This window comes from Comamonas sp. w2-DMI, assembly GCF_040187735.1.
Classification (GTDB): Bacteria; Pseudomonadota; Gammaproteobacteria; order Burkholderiales; family Burkholderiaceae_C; genus Comamonas; species Comamonas terrae.
This window is the reverse complement of the sequence record NZ_JBANEL010000002.1, coordinates 15,540-37,681: the sequence shown is the minus strand read 5'-3', so window position 1 is coordinate 37,681 and position 22,142 is coordinate 15,540. Positions and strand designations below refer to the sequence as shown.

Sequence of the window (22,142 nt, the reverse complement as noted above, 5' to 3'; positions counted from 1 at the left end):
CGTGGCAGCAGGTACATTAGCCAGCCTGGCCGCGCATTCTGCCCCTTTCTGCGCCTCTCTTTCCGGAGGCCATGTTTCCATGTCCGACTTACCCCACTCCCCCGCCGCCCTGCCCACGCTGTATTCCTTCCGCCGCTGCCCCTATGCCATCCGCGCCCGACTGGCGCTGGCCCATGCGGGCCTGGCCTGCGAGCTGCGCGAGATCAATCTGCGCAACAAGCCCCAGGCGCTGCTCGATGCCTCGCCCAAGGGCACGGTGCCGGTGCTGGTGCTGCAGGACGGCCAGGTGATCGAACAGAGCCTGGACATCATGCTGCATGCGCTGCGCAGCAACGACCCCGACGGCTGGCTCGCCCCCACGCACGGCAGCCTGGAAGAGATGCTGGCGCTGGTCGAGCGCAACGACAGCTTCTTCAAGCAGGCGCTGGACCGCTGCAAATATCCCGAGCGCCATGATGCCGAAGCCGTCAACCAGGCCCAGGCCGATGCGCTGACCTGGCTGTCCGCGCTCAACGACCAGCTCGAGGAAACCGGCTACCTGTTCGGCCTCAACCCCAGCCTGGCCGACATGGCGCTGCGCCCCTTCGTGCGCCAGTACGCGCGCATCGATGAGGCCCAGTGGAACGAGCAGCCCTGGCCCCATCTGCAGGGCTGGCTGCAGCGCTGGATCGACTCGGCCCTGTTTGCCGAGGTGATGGAAACCTATCCGGGCTGGGTGCCCGGCACGGCGGGCCCGGTGTTCATGGGCAGCAGCGCAGAAAGCGACTGACACGGCGCCTGGCGACAAAAAGCCCTGCCGAAATCCGGCAGGGCTTTTTATATCCGGCAATCGCGCAGTATCAGCGACGCCTGCCGCGCACCAGCAGCACGAGCAGGACTACGGCGAATACGGCAAAGCAGATGAAGGACCAGTTGGCGATCGATCCGCCCAGCAAGGTCCAGTCCACGGCAGCGCAATCGCCCGAGCCCTGGAAGATCATGGGAATGGAGCGGCTGAAGGAGTAGTGCTCGATCATGCCGTAGAAGTCGCGACCGCAGGTGGCGAACTCGGGCGGATACCATTGCAGCCAGCTCTGGCGGGCGGCGACGAAAGCGCCGAAGCCGCTCATCAGCAGTGCGAGCAGGCCAAAGCTCATCCACCAGCCTTTGGAGCCTCTGAGGCTTGCCAGTCCTGCGAATATCGCCACACCGATCAGGGCATAGCGCTGCACGATGCACATGGGGCAAGGCTCCAGCCCCACCACATGCTGCAGATACAGGCCAAAGGCCAGCATGGCCACGCAGGCAGCGCTGATCAGCGCCAGAACTCGCCGGGGCGCGGTTTCCATCCATTCGAGCATGTTGTTCTCTCTCGGCACGAATACCGAATAGTCAAATTAAAAAAGCTGCAGCACCCGAGATGCTACAGCCTTGCCTGCAGGACAAGCGGGACGGCGGCGCCTCAGATGCCCGCAGCCTCATCCAGAAAGACCTTGGCGCGGCGCGGCGTGACGACAAGGGTCTCGCCTTCCCGCAAATCCATGTCCTTGAACTGCTGCGCGGGAATCTGGGCTTCGATCAGCCCGTCGTCCCCGACATTGCCAGAGGTTTGTGCCGACTCGGACGGAATAAGTTCCAGCCGCGCAATGGGCCCGACCACGATGGCACGCGACAGCTGGGCCACGATGCCCGTGGGCCGGCCCTGGGCGTCGAGGTTCTGGCCCGGCGAATAGCGCTCCACCTCCAGATCATGCGGCCGCACGTAGGCAAAGGCCTGGCTGTGGTGCACGCCCTTGGCGTCGGAGCTGTCGAGCTCCATGCCCTCTTCCAGGTACACCCGGCCTTCGCTGGCGCGGCCCTTGAAGAGGTTGACGTCGCCGAGGAAGCCGTAGACGAAAGGCGTGGCCGGGTTGTCCCAGACTTCCTGGGGCGTGCCCTGCTGCTCGATCTTGCCCTGGTTGATGACGACCACGCGGTCGGCCACTTCCAGCGCTTCTTCCTGGTCATGGGTCACGAAGATCGAGGTTACGTGCAGCTCGTCGTGCAGCTGGCGCAGCCAGCGGCGCAGCTCCTTGCGCACCTTGGCGTCAAGCGCGCCAAAGGGCTCGTCCAGCAGCAGCACCTTGGGTTCGACTGCCAGGGCGCGGGCCAGGGCGATACGCTGGCGCTGGCCGCCCGAAAGCTGGGAGGGATAACGGTCCGCGATCCAGTCCAGCTGCACCAGCTTGAGCAGGCTCATGACCTTGTCGCGGATGAAGGCCTCGCTGGGCCGCTGCTTGCGCGGCTTGACGCGCAGGCCGAAGGCCACGTTCTCGAATACGGTCATGTGGCGGAACAGCGCGTAGTGCTGGAACACGAAGCCCACGTTGCGCTCGCGCACGTGCACGTCGGTCGTGTCCTCGCCGCTGAAATGGATGCTGCCCACATCGGCCGTTTCCAGGCCCGCGATGATGCGCAGCAGCGTGGTCTTGCCGCAACCGGACGGCCCGAGCAGCGCGATCAGCTCGCCCGATCGGATATCCAGGCTCACATCGCGCAGGGCCTGGAAGTCGCCGAATTGCTTGCTGACATTGCGGATTTCAATACTCATGATGGCTCTCTTGTTCTGATGGATCACGCGGCCTTGGTGTCGCTGGGGACGCTGCCCTTCGCGTGCAGGCTGATCTGGCCCGGGCGCTCGGGCGGCGCCTCGGCCGCAGCCTTGGCCAGCTGTTCGGCGCGCCACTCGGCAATCGACTTGATGACCAGCGTCACCAGGGCCAGCAGCGCCAGCAGCGATGCCACGGCAAAGGCGGCGGCGGCCTGGTAGTCGGCGTACAGCACCTCGACATGCAGCGGCATGGTGTTGGTCTGGCCGCGGATATGGCCCGAGACCACGGACACGGCGCCGAACTCGCCCATGGCGCGCGCATTGCACAGGATCACGCCATAGACCAGGCCCCACTTGATATTGGGCAGCGTGACCTTCCAGAAGGTCTGCCAGCCCGAGGCGCCCAGCACGATGGCGGCCTGCTCCTCGTCGCTGCCCTGGGCCTGCATCAGCGGGATCAGCTCGCGGGCGATGAACGGGAAGGTCACGAAGATGGTGGCCAGCACGATGCCGGGTACGGCAAAAACGATCTGCATGTTGTGGGCGGCCAGCCAGTCGCCGAGCCAGCCGTTGGCGCCGAACACCAGCACGTACATCAGGCCGGCCACCACAGGCGAAATGGAGAACGGCAGGTCGATCAGCGTGGTCAGAAAGGCCTTGCCCTTGAACTCGTACTTGGCGATGCACCAGGCTGCGGCAATGCCGAAGACCAGGTTCAACGGCACGGAGATCAACGCCGTCAGCAGCGTGAGCTTGATGGCGGAAATCGCATCGGGCTCGGTCAGGGCCGCGGCATAGGCCTCCAGGCCCTTGCGCAGCGCCTCGCCGAACACGGAGACCAGCGGCAGGATCAGGAACAGTCCCATGAACGCCAGCGCAATGGACGTCAGCACCCAGCGCACCCAGCGCGGCTCGGTGGTGGAGAGCTTCTCGGGCCTGGCGCTGCGGGGCGGTGCAGTGATCCTGTAGAGCGCCAGCACCACCAGCACCAACAAAAACACGGCGGTGAGCAGATGCGCCCAGATCGGCGGCAATTGGGGAAACAGCGACATCACCAGATCATGGAGAGCTTGCATCAGCGGCCTCCCACGGTCTTGCGCTGCCATGCCTGCAGCGCGTTGATCAGCAGCAGCAGCACGAAGGAGATGATCAGCATGACCACGGCCACCGCGGTGGCGCCGGCCAGGTCATGCTGGTCCAGCTTGGCCATGATGATGAGCGGAGTGATTTCGGAAACCATGGGGATGTTGCCCGCGATGAAGATGACCGAGCCGTATTCGCCCACGGCGCGTGCGAACGCCATGGCAAAGCCGGTGAGCAAGGCCGGGCCGACGTGCGGCAGGATGACCTTGTAGAAGATCTGCCAGCGCGAAGCACCCAGGCTGGTGGCGGCCTCCTCCAGCTCTTTCTCGAAGTCCTCCAGCACCGGCTGCACCGTGCGCACCACGAAAGGCAGGCCGATGAAGATCAGCGCGATCGCGATGCCCTTGGGGTTGTAGGCCATCTGTATGCCCAGCGATTCGAAGTACTGGCCCACCCAGCCGTTGCCCGCATACAGCGCCGACAGCGAGATGCCGGCCACGGCGGTGGGCAGGGCGAACGGCAGGTCCACCAGCGCGTCCACCACCTTCTTGCCGGGAAACTGGTAGCGCACCAGCACCCAAGCGATCAGCATGCCGAACACCACGTTCACGCAGGCGGCAATGAAGGACATGGAAAACGACAGCCGGTAAGACGCCACGACCGGCGGCGCGGCCACGGCATCCCAGAACTGGCTCCAGGTCAGGGACAAGCTGGCCGAGATCAGCGCCACCAGCGGAATGAGCACGATGATGCTCAGGTAGAAGATCGTGTAGCCCAGCGTCAGCCCGAAACCGGGCAGGACGCGCCTGGCGCTGCGCGCCTTGCGTGGGGCTGGAACAGCAGATGACATATTCAGAGGCAACTCGGGAATGAGGGCGCGACAGGCGCTGCCCATGGAAAGGGAGCGCTTCGGAAACTGCGGCGGCCCGGCTCGGGAAGGCCGGCAAGAACTGCGCCGGCACAGGCCGCCGCCCCCCGGAGGAAAGCCGCAACGCGGCCGGGAGAGATTACTTGCCCGGCGTGTACAGCTTGTCGAACTGGCCGCCGTCGTTGAAGTGCACCTTCTGCGCCTCGGTCAGCGAGCCGAAGTACTTGGCCACGGTGAACTGCTTGATGGGCTTGAACTGGTCGGCATGCTTCTTGAGCACGGCTTCGGAGCGCGGACGGATCGCATGCTTGGCCGCGATTTCCTGGGCTTCGTCGGAATACAGGTACTGCAGGTAATCATGCGCCAGCTGGGCCGTGCCCTTCTTGGCCACGGTGCGCTCGACCACGGCCACGGGATTCTCGGCCACGATGCTCACGGACGGGTACACCGCGTCCACCTTGCCCTGGCCGAACTCGCGGTCCACGGACACCACCTCGGATTCGAAGGTGATCAGCACATCGCCGATATTGCGCTGCAGGAAGATGCTGGTCGCGTCGCGGCCACCCTTGCCCAGCACAGGCACGTTCTTGTAGAGCTTCTGCACGAAGTCGGCGGCCTCGGCATCGGTACCGCCCTTTTCGCGCACCGAACCCCAGGCAGCCAGATAGGCGTAGCGGCCGTTGCCGCCGGTCTTGGGGTTGACCACCACGACCTTGACGTCAGGGCGAATCAGATCCGACCAGTCCTTGATGTTCTTGGGATTGCCGTTGCGCACCAGGAACAGCATGGTCGAGGTGGTGGGCGATGCGTCGTTGGGGAACTTCTTGTTCCAGTCCTTGGCCACCACCCCGTTGGCGGCCAGAAAGTCCACGTCGGTGGTCGTGTTGAAGGTCACCACATCGGCTGCCAGGCCGTCGTTGACGGCGCGCGCCTGGGAGCTGGAGCCACCGTGCGACTGGTCCACCTTCACATCGACTCCCTTGGTCTTCTTGTAGTGGGCGATGAAGGCTGCGTTGTAATCCTTGTAGAACTCGCGCGCCACGTCATAAGAAGCATTGAGCAACTGGTTCTGCGCCGAAGCCGCGCCTGCCGCGGCCAGCGCCATGGATGCCAACAAAGTCTTGATCTTCAGGGAATGCATGTTTTCGCTGCCTTCTTATGAATGTGTATGGAGATGTACGCATTGTGCGAACATTGGTTTAAAACTCAAAAGAATATATTTTTCTTTGTTTTCTTCTATAGCGATATAAAGCCTGCAGCAAGATGGGTAGACCCGGAAAACGGTAACCGAAATCGTCACCGCACCGCCCTTGCGCTCCCGTCGATGGCTTGACGCAAAACCCAGGGGAAACACCCGCCAGACAAGCGCCAGCAGCTATGAAAAAGGCAGCTTTCGCTGCCCTGGGCTCCCGTCTTTCAGCGGGCAAGCGGAGCCAGCCCGGCCTGCCTCGCATCGGGCGGTGTCCTCGCTGCCACCGATTGCTGCGCGCTCCAGCTCGCATCGTCCAGCAGCGACTGCAGCAGGGCCAGGCCCAGCGGCCAGGCGCCAAAGCCCGACTCCACGTTGATGTGCCCGGCATTCTGCAGCCGCACCAGCTCGCTGCCCCAGGCCCGGGCGTAGGCGCCCGCGCGGCGTATCGGGCAAAAGGGATCGTTGCTGCTGGCCACCAGCACGCTGCGGTACGGCAGCGGTGCGTAGGGCACGGGAGCGAAGTCGCTCAGCTGTGCCCGGCGCTCCGGATCGGCGGGCGCCACCAGCAGCGCACCCCGGACCCGGCTGGCCGCCTGCTCGCCCATGTGCACGGCCGCAATGCAGCCCAGGCTGTGCGCCACCAGCACCACGGGGCGGCTGTCTGCGAGCACCAGTTCTTCCAGCGCGCCCACCCAGGCGTCGCGGTGCGGCACGAGCCAGTCGTCCTGCTCCACGCGCTCGGCGCCTGGCAGCTGGCGGGCCCACAGGCTTTGCCAGTGCGCGGGGCCGGAGTTGCGCCAGCCGGGCACGATGACGATGCGGGGATGGGTATTCATGCTGCCTCCTGAGACGTTCCATCACGGCCGATACAAAGCAGCCGGGCAAGGCGCTCACCCCCGGGAGGACGCAGCCTTGGCGCATCCTGGTTTGCGTAAGCGCTTCAATAGGACGGCATTGTGCGGAGGCGCATTCCAAAACCCAACAAATGTTTTGTTGTTTTCTTATGTGCAGAAGCTAATGGCGCAGGCCCCGCGCGGCCTGCCGGCCGGGCGATGGCAAGGCATGGCGGTCATCGAGCCGAAAAGCCGCGACCTGAAGAACGCCGGCCAGCCCCAGAGCGTGGCAGGCCGCCAATGCACCATCCCGAGACATTTTTCATTGCCTTCGCCGCAACCACGGTTGCATTTGGCTTTAAGCTGGCATCGTCGATGGGACATTGCTGCCAGGCCGTTGGGCCGGCCATTGTTCGCCCTCACTTTGAGCAGCATCATGCGAAATAGCAAAAGTCTGAAGAAGCAGCCCTTTTTCATGAATGACGGCTGCTAACGCCGCTGCATCTTCCATCCTGCAAGGTTTCTCTCCATGAAATTGGGCTACGCGATCATTTATGTCCCCGATGTCTCTGCATCGTTAGATTTTTTCACCAAAGCATTTGGCCTGAAGCCCCGATTTCTTCATGAGTCAGGCACCTACGGAGAAATGGAGACAGGACAGACCACGCTGGCATTTGCCGCTCATGAACTCGGAGCGCTGAATTTTCCAGGAGGCCATGTTGCGGCTCATTCTTCTCCCAGCCCGCTGGGGTTTGAAATTGCGCTGGTCACGGAAGATGTACATCAGGCCCATCAGAAGGCGCTTCATGCAGGAGCAGCCGAGTTGGCGCCCCCCGCTGCCAAGCCCTGGGGCCAGGTCGTGTCCTATGTACGGTGCCCTGACGGTTCTTTGGTTGAGCTTTGCACACCCGTAGGCTCTGCTTCTGATGCGTAGCTGCTCGTGAACATCGGCGGCGATGAAGGGAATCCGGCGCATGATCGGGTACCGGCCGCTGGAGCTGCTCGACCCTTTCTCTTCTCCAGCCGCTTGTTGCAGCCGCAGGAGATAGTTCCCCCACGACCAGGAAATGAAATGCTGCGCATATTGGGCAAGACATCGTCAATCAATGTCCGAAAAGTCCTCTGGACCTGTGCCGAGCTGGACATCCCTTTTGAACGGGAAGATTGGGGCTCAGGCTTCAGGTCGACGCATACGCCTGAATTTCTCGCTTTGAATCCCAATGCGATGATTCCTGTCATCCAGGACGGTGATATCACCCTGTGGGAGTCAAACTCGATCATTCGTTATTTGGCCAACCGCTACAACGGCGACAGGCTCTATCCTGCAGAGGCGAAAGCAAAGGCGGCCATTGATCAATGGATCGATTGGCAGGCATCTGACCTCAACAGATCATGGAGCTATGCTTTCATGTCGCTTGTACGGCAATCGCCACAGCATCAGGATCGTCATGCACTGGCAGCAGCATGCAGCGAATGGACAAGGCACATGGAAATCCTCGACAAGCAGCTCGCCTCAACCGGGGCCTACGTCGGCGGCAAAGAGTTTTCACTCGCGGACATACCCATCGGGCTGTCGGTGAATCGGTGGTTTGAAACACCGCTTGCGCATAAGGACTTACCTGCGGTACACGCTTACTACGAACGCTTGAGTCTTCGCCCTGGTTTCCTCCAATATGGAAGAAATGGCACGCCTTGAATACACACCAATGCGTGAAACCCCATGCGCAGCGCCATCACGCGGCTCAAAAAGGCACCAGAGCGCTGCCGAGCTGTAGCGCTGCTGCCCCCCCGTTCAGCGCATCACCAGGCCGCCGTCCACGAACAGCACCTGGCCGGTCATGAAGGCGCTCAGATCCGACGCCAGGAACAGCACCGGCCCGGCCACGTCCGCAGGGCTGGCCAGGCGCCTGAGTGGTGTGGCCGCCATCAGCGATTCGCGGAACGACTCCCTGGTGGCCTGCGTGCCCTGCGTGGGGTAGACCAGGCCCGGCGCCACGCAGTTCACGCGGATGCCCAGGGGGCCGAGTTCGCTGGCCAGGTTGCGGCTGAAGCCCACCAGCGAGGCCTTGGCCGTGGTGTAGTCGTGGTAGGCCACGACCGGATGCTCGACCAGGTTGCTGGCGATGTTGACGATGCTGCCGCGCGCACGCTGGCGCATCTGCGGCAGCACCGCGCGGCAGACGTTGAAGGCCGCGCCCACCGCGCCGTCGAACTGGGCCTGGTAGTCGCTCCAGTCCAGCGCGTCGAAGCGGCTGCGGCGCTCGGGATCGAAGGCATAAGGCCGGAAGGCGTTGTTGACCACGATGTCGATGGCGCCGGCCTCGCGGGCGATGCCATCGACCATGGCCTGCACCGCGGGCCCGGAGCCCACGTCGGCCTGCACGGCCCAGGCGTCGCCGCCGGCGTCCTGGCCCGCGGCCTGGCAGGCCGCCACCGTCTGCGCGGCAGCGACTGCGTTGGACAGGTAGTTGACCACCACCAGCGCGCCCTCACGCGCAAAGGCCGTGGCGATGGCCGCGCCTATGCCGCGGCCCGCGCCCGTGACCAGCACCACCTTGCCGCGCAGGTCCAGCGCAGAGGAGTCAGTCGAATAGGCCATGTCAGGCTGCCGGCAACAGGCTGGTGTCGACCACGTCCGACACCTTGATCTGCTTTTGCACCATGCCCAGCGCGCGGTAGGCGTCGGCGCCCTTCTGCAGCGCCGCGAGGTCGAAGCTGCCCAGGGGCTTGCCGGCCTGCACGGGCTGCGCGGAGGCGTTGCGCAGGCGGATCACGTCGAGGTTGATGTCGCGCTGCGTGCCGTCGATGGCGTACTTGCCGGCCAGCGTGGCGGCCTCTTCAGCGTTGGCCGCCATCCAGGCCGCGCTGTCGCGGTAGCCCTTGAGGAAGGCCTTGAGCAGGTCCTTCTTCTCGCGCAGCGTGTCCTCGCGCACCACGAACATGTCGCTGGAGATGTTCAGGTGCTCGCGCACCTGCATCACGTTGACCTCGCCCATGCCCTTGCGCAGGCCCACGGCCAGGCCGGTGTCGGTGGCGGCCGTGGCATCGACCTGGCCCTGCATCAGCGGCGCGAAGTTGAGCAGGCCGGTGACGACGACGGTCACGTCCGACTCCTTGAGGCCAGCCTGGTGCAGCAGCACCAGCAGGTTCTGGCGCGTGCCGCTCGAGAGGCTGTAGACGCCGATCTTCTTGCCCTTGAGGTCGGCGGGCTTGTGGATGCCGGCCGACTTCAGCGAGACCACGTTGAACACGTTCTGCGGGTAGATGTCGTAGATGGCGACCAGCTTCTCGCCCTTGTCCAGCGCCATGAAGAAGGAGCCGGGGTCGGTGAAGGCCACATCGGCCTGGCCGCTGAGCATGTTGCGGATGGCGTCGCCGCCGCCCGCGCCGGGCAGGTAGGCCAGCTCCACGCCCTGGGCCTTGAAGAAGCCCTTTTCGGGCTCGGCGAGGAGGTTGGTGATCTCGCTGATGGGCTTGCTCCAGCCCGCAAGGCGGATCTTGCCCTGGGCGGGCGCGGCCATGCCGGCGCCTGCCAGCGTCAGGCCGGCGACGCCGGCGCAGGCGCCGAGCAGCTGGCGGCGGGAAAGGGGCAGAGTGGAATGGTGCATGGCAGTGGTGGCGGTTAAGGTTGAAGGCTGGAAGTGTCTTGGGTATAGGCGTGGGCGCGCAGCAGCCTGCGCTCCAGCACCAGGCAGGCCTGGTACAGCAGCAGGCCCATGGCGGCGATGAGCACCAGGGCCGCGAACATCAGCGTGGTGTCCATCATTCCCTGGGCGGCGATGACCACGGCGCCCAGGCCGCGGCTGGCGCCCATGAATTCGGCCACCACGGCGCCGACCAGGGCCAGCACCACGGCCACGCGCAGGCCCGCGAGGATGGCGGGCAGCCCGGTGGGCAGCTTCAGGCGCAGCAGGGTCTGCAGCCGCGTGGCGCCCAGCATGCGGAACAGCTGCAGCCGCGAGGCATCGACCTGGCGCAGGCCCGTGAGCGTGTTCTCCATCAGCGGGAAAAAACAGATCAGCGCGGTGATCAGCACCGTGGGCAGCATGCCGAAGCCGAACCACAGCACGAACAGCGGCGCCAGCGCCAGCTTGGGCACGACCTGGCTGACGACGACATAGGGCTTGAGCACGCGCTCCAGCAGCGCCCATTCCGCCAGCGCCATGCCGGCCAGCAGGCCGACCACGCTGCCCGCGGCCAAGCCCAGCAGCAGGGCCTGCAGCGTGGACCAGACATGCGGCCAGAAGTAGCCCGAGGCCAGGCCCGTCCACAGCGACTGCGCGATGGCCGAGGGCGCGGGCAGCACCAGGGCCGACAGGCCCCATTGGCGCACCAGCAGCTCCCACAGGCCCAGCAGGAGCACGAGCAGCGCGGCGGAGATCCACCGGGCCTGGGACGGCGTCGGCATCATGCAGCGCTCCTGTCCATGGCAGCGCGCACGCGGGCGCAGTAGTCGTTGAAGGCCGCGCCGTGGCGCATGGCCTGGGTGCGCGGCGCGGGCAGCGCTATGGTCCAGTCATCCACGATGCGGCCGTGGTGCATCAGCGCGATGCGGTCGCCCAGGTAGACGGCCTCGTTGATGTCGTGGGTGACGAAGAGCACCGTGGTGCCGCGTTCGCGGCAGGTGCGCAGCAGGTCGTCCTGCAGCTCGGCGCGGGTGATCGCGTCCAGCGCGGCAAAGGGCTCGTCCAGCAGCAGCAGCGGCGGCTCCAGGACCAGGGCCCGCGCCAGCGCCACGCGGCTTTGCTGGCCGCCCGAGAGCTGGCGCGGATGGTGTCTGGCGTGGCCGGCCAGGCCCAGCTGCTCCAGCAGCTGCAGCGCGCGCGCCTGGTCCTGGGGCGTGGGCCGGCGCTGCAGCGACACGGGCAGCAGCACATTGTCGAGTGCGTTGTGCCAGTCCAGCAGCGTGGGCGCCTGGAACATGAAGCCCACCTGAGGCCCGGGCGCGGCCAGCTCGCCGCCACGCAAAATGATGTGGCCAGCCTGGGGCCTGAGCAGGCCCGCGGCCAGCTGCAGCAGCGTGGTCTTGCCGCAGCCGCTGCGGCCCAGCAGGCAGTGGAACTCGCCGGCCTGCATGCGCCAGTCCACGCCGTCCACCACGGGAGCGCGGCCGGGATAGGTGAAGACCACCTGCTGGATGTCGAGGAAGGCCATGCCGTCAGTCTGAATAAGGTGCGAACGGCTGCGCCGCCAGCTCGGCCGACTGCTCGATCTCGGTCATGCGCACCAGGTCGATCAGGTTGAAGCGCCCGTCGTGGTGCCAGCCGGCCTCGGGCATGCTCATGGAGCCAATGGCGCTGACGCGCGTGACGCCGGCCGCGCCCAGCAGGCCGGCCAGGCGGTACAGCTCCTCGGGCGAGGCCGCGATGCCGGCGGTCTGCAGGTATTCGCGCTGCGCGGCGGCCACGGGGACCACGGCGTCCAGGCGGTCCACGCCGACCACGGCAATCGTGCGGTACAGGGCCGTGGGCGCGAGCGGCTGCAGGCTGTCGCTGTAGGCCACGCTCCAAGGCGCATCCACCGGCCCCAGCAGCTGCTGGCCGTCGCCCGCCCATTCCACGGCCTGCTGCCAGCGGGCCACGGCCGTGCCCTCCTCCAGCGCCAGCGGGCGGCGCGCGAAGCGCCGCTGCAGATTGGCCAGCTCGGCCGCCAGGTAGTCGGCAAAGGCGCGCGGCGGCACGGGCGCGCCGCGCTCCACGTAGAACACCTGGGGCGAATAGCAGCCCTGCTGGTCGTAACGCATCACGTCCCAGGCCGCGAGCCGCGCCACGGCGGGAGCCTTGAGCGTGTCGAGCGCGGCCGCGCCCACCAGGCCGAAGCCCAGCTTGTGGCCGTGCGGCAGAAAGCGCGTGGTCACGGGCAGGCGCTGGCGCAGCGCGGCCAGCGTCGGGTTGCCGCCATAGGCCAGCACCGTGTCGGCCTGGGCATAGAGCGCATCAGCTTCCTCGCCGCCCGCGCCGCTCCACCAGACCACGGCCAGGCAGTCGGCCAGCGGCGGGTGGACCTCGGCCAGCAGCCGCACGAACCAGCCGGCGAACAGCGGCTCGGCGCTGGCCAGCTTGCCGATGCCGGGCGCCTTGACCAGCAGGCCGCAGACCAGGCTCCACAGCGACAGCGCGGGCACGTTGCCGGCCCAGCTGTGCACCAGCAGGTCGGGCCCGAAGGCGCGCACCGCGCCGCCCTTGGGCGCCGGCTGGAAGCCGTCGAGCACGGCGGGGTTGGCGAAGTCCTCGGCCACGAAGCGGCGCAGCTGCGCGGCGCGGAAGGTCTTGAAGAAGCCCGTCAGCCCCAGCCGCACCATGTCGGCGTCGTAGCCGCTGACCACGGGCAGCCAGGTTTCGGCCAGGCGGCGATACGGGTCATCACGGTCCAGCAGGCGGGCGATGGCGCGGTCCAGCACATCGATGATGTCGGCCACCGCCATCGTGCGCAGATGGCGGTCGGCGGCGATGCGCACGCGCTGCGCCAGCGCCTGCATCTGGGCCGCGCCCAGCACGGGCACGGAGACTTCCAGCCGCAGTCCGTCCTGCTCGAAAGGCAGCACCTGCCACTGCACCTCGTCGTCGCGCAGCCCGGGCAGGTAGCCGGCCGTGATCCGCTGGACCGTCATGCAGCGGCAGCCTTCACGAATTCCTCGACGGCCAGCGAGCAGCCCTTGGCGGCAGCGCCCTCGGCACGGCCCAGCAGCAGGAAACCGCCGTCCGCCCACAGCCCCACGTCCTCGGTCAGGATGGTGGTGACCGCGTTGTAGTTGGCCAGGTCGCAGTGCACGAGGATGCCGCGCTCGCCGGGCGCCACGCTGCGGCCGGTGATGGGCTCGACCAGGCGCGAGCGTATCCAGTGCGGACCCGACTTGACCGAGGGCAGCGTGGCGTTGCCGTCGTCGTAGAACTGCGTGCTCAGCTCGGTCATGCCGTACATGTTGATGCAGTGCGTGCGCGGCACGCCCAGCAGCTGCGACAGCTCCGCATAGAACGCTTCGAGCGGCAGCTCGCGCGACTGGCCCTTGTAGCCGCCCGTGTCCAGGATGCGGCTGCCCGCCGGCAGCCGGAAGCTGCGGCCTTCGGCGCGCAGCGCGTCCATCACATGCACCAGGCTGAAGCTCGCGCCCAGCAGCGCATAGGGCTGGCCGTTGCGCTCGGCCTCCTGCAGCGCCGCGCACAGGCCGGGCATATCCAGGCCCTCGGACGTGAGCCAGTAGCGGCTGTCCTGCGTGCCGAATTCGGACCTGGCCAGCGCCAGGTAGTGCGCCAGCGACGAGTTGGGCATGGCCTGCTCGTCGGGAAAGAGGATGCCCATGGGCAGGCGCTGCACGCCCCGCATGAAGCGCTGGGCGAAGTTGCGCGTCATCGACAGGTCGTAGACGTCGAGCTGGGGATGGAAGTGGCGCCCGCGTGCGGACAGGCCCTTGGCCTGGCCCGTGGTGCCGCTGGTCATGAACACGCGCTCGGCGGGCGAGGCCGGCTCGCTGCGCAGCTCCATGGCCTTGAAGGCGTCGATGGGCACGGCCGGGATGTCGCTCCAGGTCTTCACGTTGCGCGGCGTGGCGCCGCGCCGCTGGCAGAAGCTGCGGAACGGCGCGTTGGATTCGTACTGGTAGGCGAAGAGCCTGAGCGCGAGCTGGTCGAACTGGTCGTCGGTGCAGCCGTCCATCGCGATGAATGCGAGCAGGTCGGCGACCAGTGAAGCGGCCTTGTCCATGGAATTCCTTCGAGAGCTGGGACGTGGTGCTCCGAAGGCTCCCGCCCGTGGCGCCGGCAAATGCGGCCACGTGGGAATGCAAGCTCTTCTTCCGCCGGAATGACCCGGTTCAAGTTCTCGGGTGTGGATCTCAGCACTGGCGTGCACCCCGGAGCGGACGGCTATCATACCGCAGCGGTGCCGGTCGGCTCCTTCCAGGATTGAAAGCATGTTCACGATCTCCGTACTGCCGCGCGGGAGCGCCATCGGAGCGGGCTTTGTACAACGGGCACAGCCGCCGGCAGCTCTCAAATTTATGATGGCGCCATGACTGCCCCCCAGCCATCTCCCGACGACATCGACCCCGCACTGGCCCGCACGCTGCAGCGCTTTGCCCGGCTGGATGCCGACACCGCCACGCCCGGCCTGTCCTATGCACAGCGCCGGCGCCGGCTGAGCGAGCTGCAGGCGCGGCTGATCCGTTCGCCGCTGCCCAGCATTGCACGGCAGGACCACTTCCTGGCGGCAGAAGGCCGCGAGATCTGTGTGAGAAGCTATCAGAAGAAAGGCCAGCCGGCCCGGCTGACGCTGGTATGGCTGCATGGCGGCGGCTGGATGGTCGGCGACCTGAACACGCATGACGACCTATGCGAGCACCTGGCACATTTCACCGGTCACTGCGTGCTGTCGGTCCACTACCGCAGAACGCCCGAAAACCCGTTTCCCGCGCCGCTGGACGATGTGATGGCCGTGCTGCAATGGCTGCACCGCGAACAGGGCAGCGCCCGCGTGCTGCTGGGCGGAGACAGCGCGGGCGGCCATCTGGCGCTGGCCGCCGTCGTGCGCCAGCTGCAGGAGGAAGGTTCTGGCCCGATGGCGGGCGCATGCATCGCAGCGCTTCTGCTGCTCTATCCGCCGCTGCTGCCGGATGCCCGGACGTCCAGCATGCAGGCCTTTGCCGAGGGCTACGGCCTGACGCCGCAGGCCATGCAACGCTACTGGCAGGATCTGGGCCAGCCCCGGGGCATCGCCGCGCAGTGGCTGACGCCCGGCCGTTGCGATGCCGAGATGGCCCGGCTTCCGCCCACCGTCGTCATGACGGCCAGCCATGACATATTGCGCGACGAGGGCGAGGCCTTCGCCCTGCGCGCACAGCAGCTCGGCGCGCCCGTGCAACTGCTGCGCGCGCAGGGTATGGTGCACGGCTTTGCCCGCATGCTCGCGGCCAGTGCGGCCGCACGCCAGCAGGTGGAACAGGCCTGCGCGGCGCTCACGCAGCTGCAGGTTGCGCATCCCTGCACCCAGGGCAAATGAGCTTTGCGTCCCGCATGCGCCAAGGGAAAGGCATCCGGGTGTACTCTGGCCTTATCCGGAATCACATCCATTCAAGCCCTGTGCGCAATCCCATCAAGCGCCAGACGCTCTTTTTTCGATAGCAATGAAATCTCATCAGGAACTGATGCGCCAGGCCGTTGACCTGGCCCATGAAAACCGCCTGCGCGGCGGGCGCCCGTTCGGCGCCGTGCTCGCGCGGGACGGAGAAGTCATCTCCACCGGCGTGAACGGCATTGTTGCCAGCCACGATCCCAGCACCCATGCCGAGATGGAAGCCATCCGCGCGGGCACGCGCAAGCTGGCCAATCCCAGCCTGGCCGGCCTGACGATCTACGCCAGCGGCCACCCCTGCCCCATGTGCCTGGCTGCCCTCGTCATGGGCGGCGCCAAGCAGGTGTTCTTCGCCTTCGACAACCAGGATGCCGCGCCCTACGGCCTGTCCAGCGAAGCCGCCTACCAGCGGCTGCGCCTGCCTCTGGCGCCGCCGCCGCTTCCGATCGAGCGCATAGCCACCGGCATCCGCGCCGAACAGCTCTACGGCGGCGAGCCCTGGCCCCAGGCCTGAAGCCCTCAGGAACCGCGCACCCGGGGCCTGCCCCGACGGCACAAAAAATTCTCCAACAAGCCCTTTTCCACGGGACGGCTGCCCTTGCGCCCCGCCAGGCGCCGCCGGCCCGGACCGACCCATGTCCACATCCAATGCTTCACCGCGCCATGTGCCGCCGCTTCTGTGGCTGGCCGTGGTCGTTCTGGTCACCATCAATCTGCGCCCCTTCCTCACCGCGTCCGGCCCGCTGGGACAGGCCATACAGAGTGCCACGGGCATGGACCTGCGCACCTTCTCCTGGCTGACGCTGCTGCCCATGGCGCTGATGGGCGCCGGCGCCTGGCTGGCGCCTTCCGCGCTGCAGCGCATGGGCGCGCGGCGTGCGATTGCCTTCTCGCTGTGCCTGATCGGCCTGGGCTGCGGGCTGCGCCTGGCCGGCTCCAGCAGCTGGATGCTGATCGCCACGGCCGGCCTGTGCGGCTGCGGCGTGGCCCTGGTGCAGGGCATCTTCCCGGGGCTGATCAAGCGCCAGTCGCCGCACAACGTGGCTCCCATGATGGGCCTGTACTCCGGTGCCCTCATGGGCGGCGGCGCGCTGGGCGCCCAGATCTCGCCGCTGGCCGTGCAATGGGGCTGGAGCTGGCAGGCCGCGCTGGCCATGTGGGTGATCCCCGTGCTGGTCGCCCTGCCCCTGGCCTGGCATGCGCTGGGCCTGATGCAGGCCAAATCCTCCGCACCGCGCCCCAAGGGCGGAACGGCCGCTCCTGCCGCAACCAGCGATACCGGCTGGCTGATGCGCCGCGGCCGCACCTGGCTGCTGCTGCTGAGCTTTGGCGTGATGAACGGCGGCTATGCCTCGACCGTGGCCTGGCTGGCGCCCTTCTACCAGACCCATGGCTGGACGGCCACGCAAAGCGGTTCGCTGGTGGCCATTCTGTCCATAGCCCAGGCCGCCTCGGCCCTGGCCATGCCCGCGCTGGCCGCGCGCAGCACGGACCGCCGCCCCTGGGTGCTGGCTACGCTGCTGATGCAGATTGCCGGCTTTGCGGGCCTGGCCTGGTGGCCCGACGCCTTTCCCACGCTCAACGGCATTGTGCTGGGCATGGGCCTGGGAGGCTGCTTTTCGCTCTTCATGGTGGTGGCGCTGGACCACCTGCCCTCGCCCACGCAGGCCGGCGCACTCAACGCGCTCATGCAGGGCGGCGGCTTCATTTTGGCCGCGCTGGCGCCGTGGATCATGGCCCAGCTGCTGCAGCTCAGCGGCAGCTGGATCACGGGCTGGCTCTACCAGGCCAGCGCCGCAGCGGTGGTCGGCATGCTGATGCTGCGCTTCAATCCCCGGCACTATGCGAGCGCGATGCGGGCACCCGAGGCGCATTGATTGTTTCAGCTTTAGAAATAATATGTTGTGCAATGCAGCATTTTTCTGAAGCCGCTTCGCTTCTAAAGTTCAGGCCATGGGTTCGACGCCACAACGCGATTTCCGCGGCGGACACCGGCCCCACACTCGAAGTGAAGGAAAGAAAATGAAAAACACCAGCCGCATCGCTCTTGCCGCCGCCGTGGCCCTGTCTGCCATTGCCGCCCAGGCCGGCCAGGACTTTACCGCCGACCATTACCCACCGCAGGTGCAAAGCCAAAGCACGCTGACACGCGCCGAAGTCATCCACGAACTCAAGCTGGCCCAGGAACAGGGCACACTGCCCAACTACGACTTCACCTATGTCAGCCCCAGGCAGGAACAGGCCTCGACCGTGACGCGCGCCCAGGTCCGCGCCGAAACGCTGGCTGCCATGCAAAACGGCGGACTGAGCTTCGGCAGCTAAGCCCCGCGGCCGCCCATGAAAAATGCCCCTTTCGGGGCATTTTGTGTTTCTGCGCAGGCCGTGCTGGCAATACAGCCATGCTTCAATGGACGGGCATGGCCGCATTGAAGATCAGCACCATGACCAGGCCCACCACGGCGACGATGGACTGCACCACCGAAATCGTCTTGGTGGCTTCGCCCATGGTCATGCCGAAGGATTCCTTGACCATCCAGAAGCCCGCGTGGTTGGCATAGTTGAAGAACAGCGAGCCGCAGCCGATGGACAGGGCCAGCAAAGGCAGGTTCAGGCTGGGATCGGCTCCGGCCAGCGGGGCAAGCAGGCCGGCCGCGCCCACGATGCCCACGGTGGCCGAGCCGGTGGAGACCGACAGCAGCATGGCGATCAGCCAGCCCAGGATCAGTGGCGGGAAGGCAAACTGCTGCGTGAGGTTCACGATGGCATCGCCCACCTTGGCGCTGGTCAGCATCTGCTGGAAGGCGCCGCCGCCCGCAATGATCATGATGATCGAGGCAATCGGCTTGAGGCTCTTACCCAGCGCATCGCGCAGCTTTTCCGTGTCGCCGCCGCGCGCGACCACCAGGGCCACGATGGCGAACAGCACTCCCAGCAGCATGGCGATCAGCGGATTGCCCAGAAAGCCCGCCACCTGCATGGCCGGGCTGTTCTTGGGCAGCACCATCTCGGCCACCGCATGGACCAGCATCAGGATGGCCGGCAGCAGCGCCGCCAACACGCCCAGGCCGATGCCGGGCCGCTGCGCGTTTTCGGCTTTTTCGGTGATGGTGAACTGGTCCAGCAGCGTCTGGTCAGGCCTGGTGCTCATGCGCGGGGAGATGAAGGCGCCGTAGAGCGGGCCGCCGAGAATCATGGCGGGTATGGCCGCCAGGAAGCCGTACAGCATGGTGGGGCCAACGGCCGTCTTGAGCGTGGCAATCGCGGTCAGCGGACCCGGATGGGGCGGCACCATGCCATGCATGGCGGCAAGCGCCGAGATCACCGGCACGCCGACGTACACATAGGCCGACCCCTTGAAACGGGCATGGCCCTCCAGCTTGCGCGCCACGCTGAATATCAGCGGCAGCATGACGACCAGGCCCACCTCGAAAAACATCGGTATGCCCACGATGAAGGCCACCAGGGTCATGGCCCAGGGAATCATGCGGTCCGAAGCATGCTTCAGGATGGCTTCGGCGATCTGCTCCGTGATGCCGGCGTCGGCCAGAATCTTGCCGAGCATGGCGCCCAGCGTCTTGCCGGCGCCGTTGGTCAGCTGCTTGACGATGTTGCCCGGCTCCATGCCGGTCGCAAAGCCCACTCCGACGGAAACGACGAGCAGCGCTAGAAGCGGGTGCATCTTCAGGCGCGACACGATGAGCGCGACCAGCACCAGTACGCTGACCAGGGCGGTCAGCAACAGCTGTATGTCTAGATGGGTCATGGATGAACCTCGGTTTTGGCTGGCTGCTTCAACGCACACCCCGCAGGCCCATGTTAAGAAGGCGCGAACGCGCCAGCTGTAGGCTGTCGCCGTTCGCGCGATGCGCAGTGGAGCAGGAAGTGCCGCGCCGGAGGCGGCCGCCCATGTTGTGGTATTGATCTAGGGTTGACCCGGATTGTGCGCTTTTTGTATGGACAATACTGATGCGGATATTACGTAGGAACGGGAAAGCGCCCGCATGGCCGGCGGCACGAAAAAAAATGCCCCATGCGGGGCATTTCTCAAGGGCGCTCTGAAGCCAGCAGCTGCAGGCCGTGGGCTTCGGTGGGCAGCGGCACTTCCCAGCGGTGCAGCATGGACAGCAGCGCCGCATTGGACAGCGTGGTGTCGCGGTTGCGGTTGCGCTCCAGCAGCACGGGCTTGGCAGCCTCCAGGTGCACCAGCTGCACGCAGGCGCCATAGGCCAGGCACAGGTCCACGGATTTGCCGCGCATCTGGCGCGACAGGTGCGTGGCATTCCAGACAAAGGGCGCACCGGCGCGCAGCAGGGCCCTGGCCTTGTCCACGGCAAGGTGGGCCGCCGCGCCTTCGTTCTGCCCGTGGCGCAGGCCCAGCTCGGCGCGCGCATCGTCGAACGACACCACGGGCAGGCCCGGATGGTGCTGCGCCACCCAGGTGTTCTTGCCCGAAGCCGGCAGCCCGCACATCACCACCACCTGCGAGCCCGGCTCCTCGTGCAGCGCATAGTCCGGATGCAGCTCGGCGCCGCGGAAATAGCGCACCGCAGTCTCGGCCGACGCAAACCGGCGCGGCGTGCGCAGGCAGCCCTCCTCCAGCGCCAGCTCCCGCAGCAGCTCGATGTTGACCAGGACGTTGCCCACATCGGGGCAGATGCGGCCGCGAATATCGGCCCGCGCCAGCAGCACCAGCAGATGCAGGTCGACCTGCCAGGACAGTTCGCGCACGATGAATTCGGGCGACAGGCCGCGGCGCGAATCCGCAAATGCAAAGAACGGCATCTGGTGCACGGCGATCAGCCGGCATATCGCCTCGCGCTGGGCCACGGGCGCGCCCGCTTCCCAGAGCATGAGGCGCGCATCAAGGGCGCCCTTGCGCGAGTGGCCGGGCTGCGAGATACGGCCATGGCCATCGACCTGCGTGGTCGAACACTTGGCCACATCGTGCAGCAACGCGGCCAGGAACACGGTCTCGCGCTCGGCCGGCGCCAGCCGCGCATAGTCGCCGTCCTCCAGCAGCTCGCGCACCACCATCTGCGTATGCGTCCACACGTCGCCTTCGGCATGGAACACCGGGTCCTGCGGCGTGGCCCTGGCCAGCTCCAGCTGCGGAAAGGCCTGCAGGCAGGCCGTCCAGTCCACATCGTCGCCGGCCGCATGCGGCACCAGGGCCGCCATCTGTTTCCAGCTCCACATAAAAACTCCTTTCGCCGCAGCCCGCTTCGTTCGCTACGGTCTTGATAGCTTTCAACGCTTTACAGACAAGCGTTACCAGCATTTTTTGATTGCATCAGCAAAAATATCGACACCGGCACGCAGGCCGTTGGGCACAATGGGCCGCTCGCTGTGGTGCGAGCCCGAATCCAGGATCACCTGCACGAAGTCGGAGCGCACGAACTTGTAGCGCGCCACGGTCTGCCCGCCCTCCTCGACCTTGATGTACAGGCCTTCGGCCAGATCCGAGGCATCGGTCTGCCGCCAGGCCAGGGGCAGGTCCAGCTTCTGCCGCCGGACCTGCGCCTCGAAGGCGCACTTCCAGCCCGGGCTGCGCGCCAGCGAAGGCGCGAGCATGGCCAGCAGGTCCCGCTCGCGGTGGGGCGCCGTGCCGCTGTAGAGCACGGGCACCGAGACCACGGGTACGCCGGCCAGCAAGGCATGGCGGCGCGGCGTATCGAGGAAGTGCTGCGCCGAGCGGTCCCAGATGTCGAACTCGCAGAACCAGTGCGGCAACGCGTCGTAATACAGCGAATGCTTGGCATACAGCCATTCGCCGTACATCACGTAGCGGTCGTCAAGCAGCCGCATCAGCGCATCCTCGTGCGCACGCGCCCACTGCTTGTAGGCATTGAACTGGCGCTCGCGCCCGCCGCACTGGTCGGCCTGCAGATAGTGTCCGCGCGACTGCAGCAGCAGGCTGCCGTCGGCGCCGAAACTCAGCGCGGCATTGGCGCCGTCGAGCTTTTCCTCGACCACGATATGGCGGCCGGCCAGCGCCGCGTAGGGCACAGCATCGTCGTGGTCGCCGCTCTGCAGGCGCGAGCCGCGCAGGTGCGGCGTGCGCGGGTATTTGAGAATCTCCAGGTTGAATAGATGTTGTGGAGTCATGTCGAACTTTCCAAGGTCGAAGCAAGGCCTGCGCGGCATGGCGCAGGAATGGAGAGCCGACGACGACGCGCGCCGCAATGAAGCGAAGACTATGCTTGCCGCACCAGGAATTCAGGTCCGGGCAATCATGGAAGGATGTGGCGGAAACTCAGGCGCCGTATGGAAGCAAAGTCATACGGCAGCAGCCCAGGAGAGTTCTGGGCAGGTCGAGAGCCACGCACCGCAGCGCACAGGCAGGACTTCTGAAGGGTTTCAGAAATCAGCGTGTGACGAAGTCGTTCAGCAGAAACGAGAGCGGCGGGGCATGATGCACCTCAAAAATGAGAGCTGTTGATTCAGATGGAATAAGGGCCGCAAGTGTAGGCAATGCAATGGATGCTTGCCAAGCCTCGCCATCCGCTCTGTGGCGCAAAGCACACAGCTCCA

24 protein-coding genes are annotated in these 22,142 nt (G+C 66.2%); 9 read left to right on the top strand and 15 right to left on the bottom strand.

Annotated features, from left to right (window positions below):
• Positions 1-79 precede the first annotated feature (79 nt).
• The gene (locus tag V8Z74_RS02920; RefSeq protein ID WP_349707852.1) at positions 80-769 is read left to right on the top strand and encodes a glutathione S-transferase; all 690 of its coding nucleotides are present in this window, start codon (positions 80-82) and stop codon (positions 767-769) included.
• Between the two features lie 70 nt (positions 770-839).
• On the opposite strand, the gene V8Z74_RS02915 is transcribed toward V8Z74_RS02920, so the two are convergent.
• The 6 genes from V8Z74_RS02915 to V8Z74_RS02890 form a co-directional block, all read right to left on the bottom strand.
• Positions 840-1,340 carry a disulfide bond formation protein B gene (locus V8Z74_RS02915; protein WP_066470143.1) on the bottom strand — a complete coding sequence of 167 codons (501 nt, stop codon included), beginning with the start codon at positions 1,338-1,340 and terminating at the stop codon, positions 840-842.
• 101 nt (positions 1,341-1,441) lie between these two features.
• Positions 1,442-2,569 carry a sulfate/molybdate ABC transporter ATP-binding protein gene (locus V8Z74_RS02910; RefSeq protein ID WP_349707851.1) on the bottom strand — a complete coding sequence of 376 codons (1,128 nt, stop codon included), beginning with the start codon at positions 2,567-2,569 and terminating at the stop codon, positions 1,442-1,444.
• Positions 2,570-2,592: 23 nt separating this feature from the next.
• A complete protein-coding gene (gene cysW / locus V8Z74_RS02905; protein ID WP_349707850.1) occupies positions 2,593-3,645 on the bottom strand; it encodes a sulfate ABC transporter permease subunit CysW in 1,053 nt (350 codons plus the stop codon).
• Positions 3,645-4,502 (bottom strand): sulfate ABC transporter permease subunit CysT, encoded by an 858-nt coding sequence (gene cysT, locus V8Z74_RS02900; RefSeq protein ID WP_066470148.1) that lies wholly within the window; start codon positions 4,500-4,502, stop codon positions 3,645-3,647. Before cysT ends, cysW begins: the two co-directional genes overlap by 1 nt.
• Positions 4,503-4,659: 157 nt before the next feature.
• On the bottom strand, positions 4,660-5,661 hold the full coding sequence (locus tag V8Z74_RS02895) for a sulfate ABC transporter substrate-binding protein (RefSeq protein WP_349707848.1): 1,002 nt from the start codon (positions 5,659-5,661) through the stop codon (positions 4,660-4,662).
• A 275-nt stretch (positions 5,662-5,936) separates the two neighbouring features.
• On the bottom strand, positions 5,937-6,548 hold the full coding sequence (locus tag V8Z74_RS02890) for an RBBP9/YdeN family alpha/beta hydrolase (RefSeq protein WP_349707847.1): 612 nt from the start codon (positions 6,546-6,548) through the stop codon (positions 5,937-5,939).
• On the opposite strand from V8Z74_RS02890, the gene V8Z74_RS02885 reads away from it, so the two are divergent.
• From V8Z74_RS02885 to V8Z74_RS02875, 3 genes are all read left to right on the top strand, one after another.
• Positions 6,547-7,038, top strand: coding sequence for a hypothetical protein (locus tag V8Z74_RS02885; RefSeq protein ID WP_349707846.1), 492 nt, complete (start codon positions 6,547-6,549; stop codon positions 7,036-7,038). The genes V8Z74_RS02890 and V8Z74_RS02885 overlap by 2 nt on opposite strands.
• A 36-nt stretch (positions 7,039-7,074) precedes the next feature.
• On the top strand, positions 7,075-7,479 hold the full coding sequence (locus V8Z74_RS02880; RefSeq protein WP_349707845.1) for a VOC family protein: 405 nt from the start codon (positions 7,075-7,077) through the stop codon (positions 7,477-7,479).
• A gap of 138 nt (positions 7,480-7,617) precedes the next feature.
• Positions 7,618-8,241, top strand: coding sequence for a glutathione S-transferase family protein (locus tag V8Z74_RS02875; RefSeq protein ID WP_349708162.1), 624 nt, complete (start codon positions 7,618-7,620; stop codon positions 8,239-8,241).
• A gap of 96 nt (positions 8,242-8,337) precedes the next feature.
• Here V8Z74_RS02875 and V8Z74_RS02870 read toward each other — a convergent pair whose 3' ends face one another.
• From V8Z74_RS02870 to V8Z74_RS02845, 6 genes are read right to left on the bottom strand one after another with little or no spacing between them, the layout of a single operon-like run.
• Positions 8,338-9,144: an SDR family oxidoreductase gene (locus V8Z74_RS02870; protein WP_349707843.1), complete on the bottom strand. Its 807-nt coding sequence runs from the start codon at positions 9,142-9,144 to the stop codon at positions 8,338-8,340.
• 1 nt (position 9,145) lies between these two features.
• Positions 9,146-10,153, bottom strand: coding sequence for an ABC transporter substrate-binding protein (locus V8Z74_RS02865; protein ID WP_349707842.1), 1,008 nt, complete (start codon positions 10,151-10,153; stop codon positions 9,146-9,148).
• A 14-nt stretch (positions 10,154-10,167) separates the two neighbouring features.
• Positions 10,168-10,956: an ABC transporter permease gene (locus V8Z74_RS02860; protein WP_349707841.1), complete on the bottom strand. Its 789-nt coding sequence runs from the start codon at positions 10,954-10,956 to the stop codon at positions 10,168-10,170.
• On the bottom strand, positions 10,953-11,699 hold the full coding sequence (locus V8Z74_RS02855; protein ID WP_349707840.1) for an ABC transporter ATP-binding protein: 747 nt from the start codon (positions 11,697-11,699) through the stop codon (positions 10,953-10,955). The genes V8Z74_RS02860 and V8Z74_RS02855 overlap by 4 nt, the downstream gene beginning before the upstream one ends.
• Positions 11,700-11,703: 4 nt before the next feature.
• A complete protein-coding gene (locus tag V8Z74_RS02850; protein WP_349707839.1) occupies positions 11,704-13,155 on the bottom strand; it encodes an acyl-CoA reductase in 1,452 nt (483 codons plus the stop codon).
• Positions 13,152-14,246, bottom strand: coding sequence for a LuxE/PaaK family acyltransferase (locus V8Z74_RS02845; RefSeq protein WP_349707838.1), 1,095 nt, complete (start codon positions 14,244-14,246; stop codon positions 13,152-13,154). The genes V8Z74_RS02850 and V8Z74_RS02845 overlap by 4 nt, the downstream gene beginning before the upstream one ends.
• A 306-nt stretch (positions 14,247-14,552) precedes the next feature.
• Between V8Z74_RS02845 and V8Z74_RS02840 the strand changes: the two genes are divergently transcribed.
• The 4 genes from V8Z74_RS02840 to V8Z74_RS02825 all read left to right on the top strand — a co-directional run bounded on the left by V8Z74_RS02840 (position 14,553) and on the right by V8Z74_RS02825 (position 17,933).
• A complete protein-coding gene (locus tag V8Z74_RS02840; protein WP_349707837.1) occupies positions 14,553-15,539 on the top strand; it encodes an alpha/beta hydrolase in 987 nt (328 codons plus the stop codon).
• Positions 15,540-15,663: 124 nt separating this feature from the next.
• Entirely contained in the window at positions 15,664-16,125 is a 462-nt protein-coding gene (locus tag V8Z74_RS02835; RefSeq protein ID WP_349707836.1) for a nucleoside deaminase, read from the top strand.
• Between the two features lie 121 nt (positions 16,126-16,246).
• Positions 16,247-17,488 (top strand): cyanate transporter, encoded by a 1,242-nt coding sequence (locus V8Z74_RS02830; protein ID WP_349707835.1) that lies wholly within the window; start codon positions 16,247-16,249, stop codon positions 17,486-17,488.
• Between the two features lie 145 nt (positions 17,489-17,633).
• The gene (locus tag V8Z74_RS02825; RefSeq protein WP_066470205.1) at positions 17,634-17,933 is read left to right on the top strand and encodes a DUF4148 domain-containing protein; all 300 of its coding nucleotides are present in this window, start codon (positions 17,634-17,636) and stop codon (positions 17,931-17,933) included.
• Between the two features lie 82 nt (positions 17,934-18,015).
• Here V8Z74_RS02825 and V8Z74_RS02820 read toward each other — a convergent pair whose 3' ends face one another.
• The 3 genes from V8Z74_RS02820 to V8Z74_RS02810 form a co-directional block, all read right to left on the bottom strand.
• A complete protein-coding gene (locus V8Z74_RS02820; RefSeq protein WP_349707834.1) occupies positions 18,016-19,374 on the bottom strand; it encodes a GntP family permease in 1,359 nt (452 codons plus the stop codon).
• 281 nt (positions 19,375-19,655) lie between these two features.
• Complete coding sequence (locus V8Z74_RS02815) at positions 19,656-20,807, bottom strand: AAA family ATPase (RefSeq protein WP_349707833.1); 1,152 nt, start codon at positions 20,805-20,807, stop codon at positions 19,656-19,658.
• Between the two features lie 72 nt (positions 20,808-20,879).
• Positions 20,880-21,716: an RNA ligase family protein gene (locus V8Z74_RS02810; RefSeq protein WP_349707832.1), complete on the bottom strand. Its 837-nt coding sequence runs from the start codon at positions 21,714-21,716 to the stop codon at positions 20,880-20,882.
• On the opposite strand from V8Z74_RS02810, the gene V8Z74_RS02805 reads away from it, so the two are divergent.
• Positions 21,715-22,050 carry a hypothetical protein gene (locus V8Z74_RS02805; protein ID WP_349707831.1) on the top strand — a complete coding sequence of 112 codons (336 nt, stop codon included), beginning with the start codon at positions 21,715-21,717 and terminating at the stop codon, positions 22,048-22,050. The two genes, V8Z74_RS02810 and V8Z74_RS02805, sit on opposite strands and share 2 nt — an antisense overlap.
• Positions 22,051-22,142 lie beyond the last annotated feature (92 nt).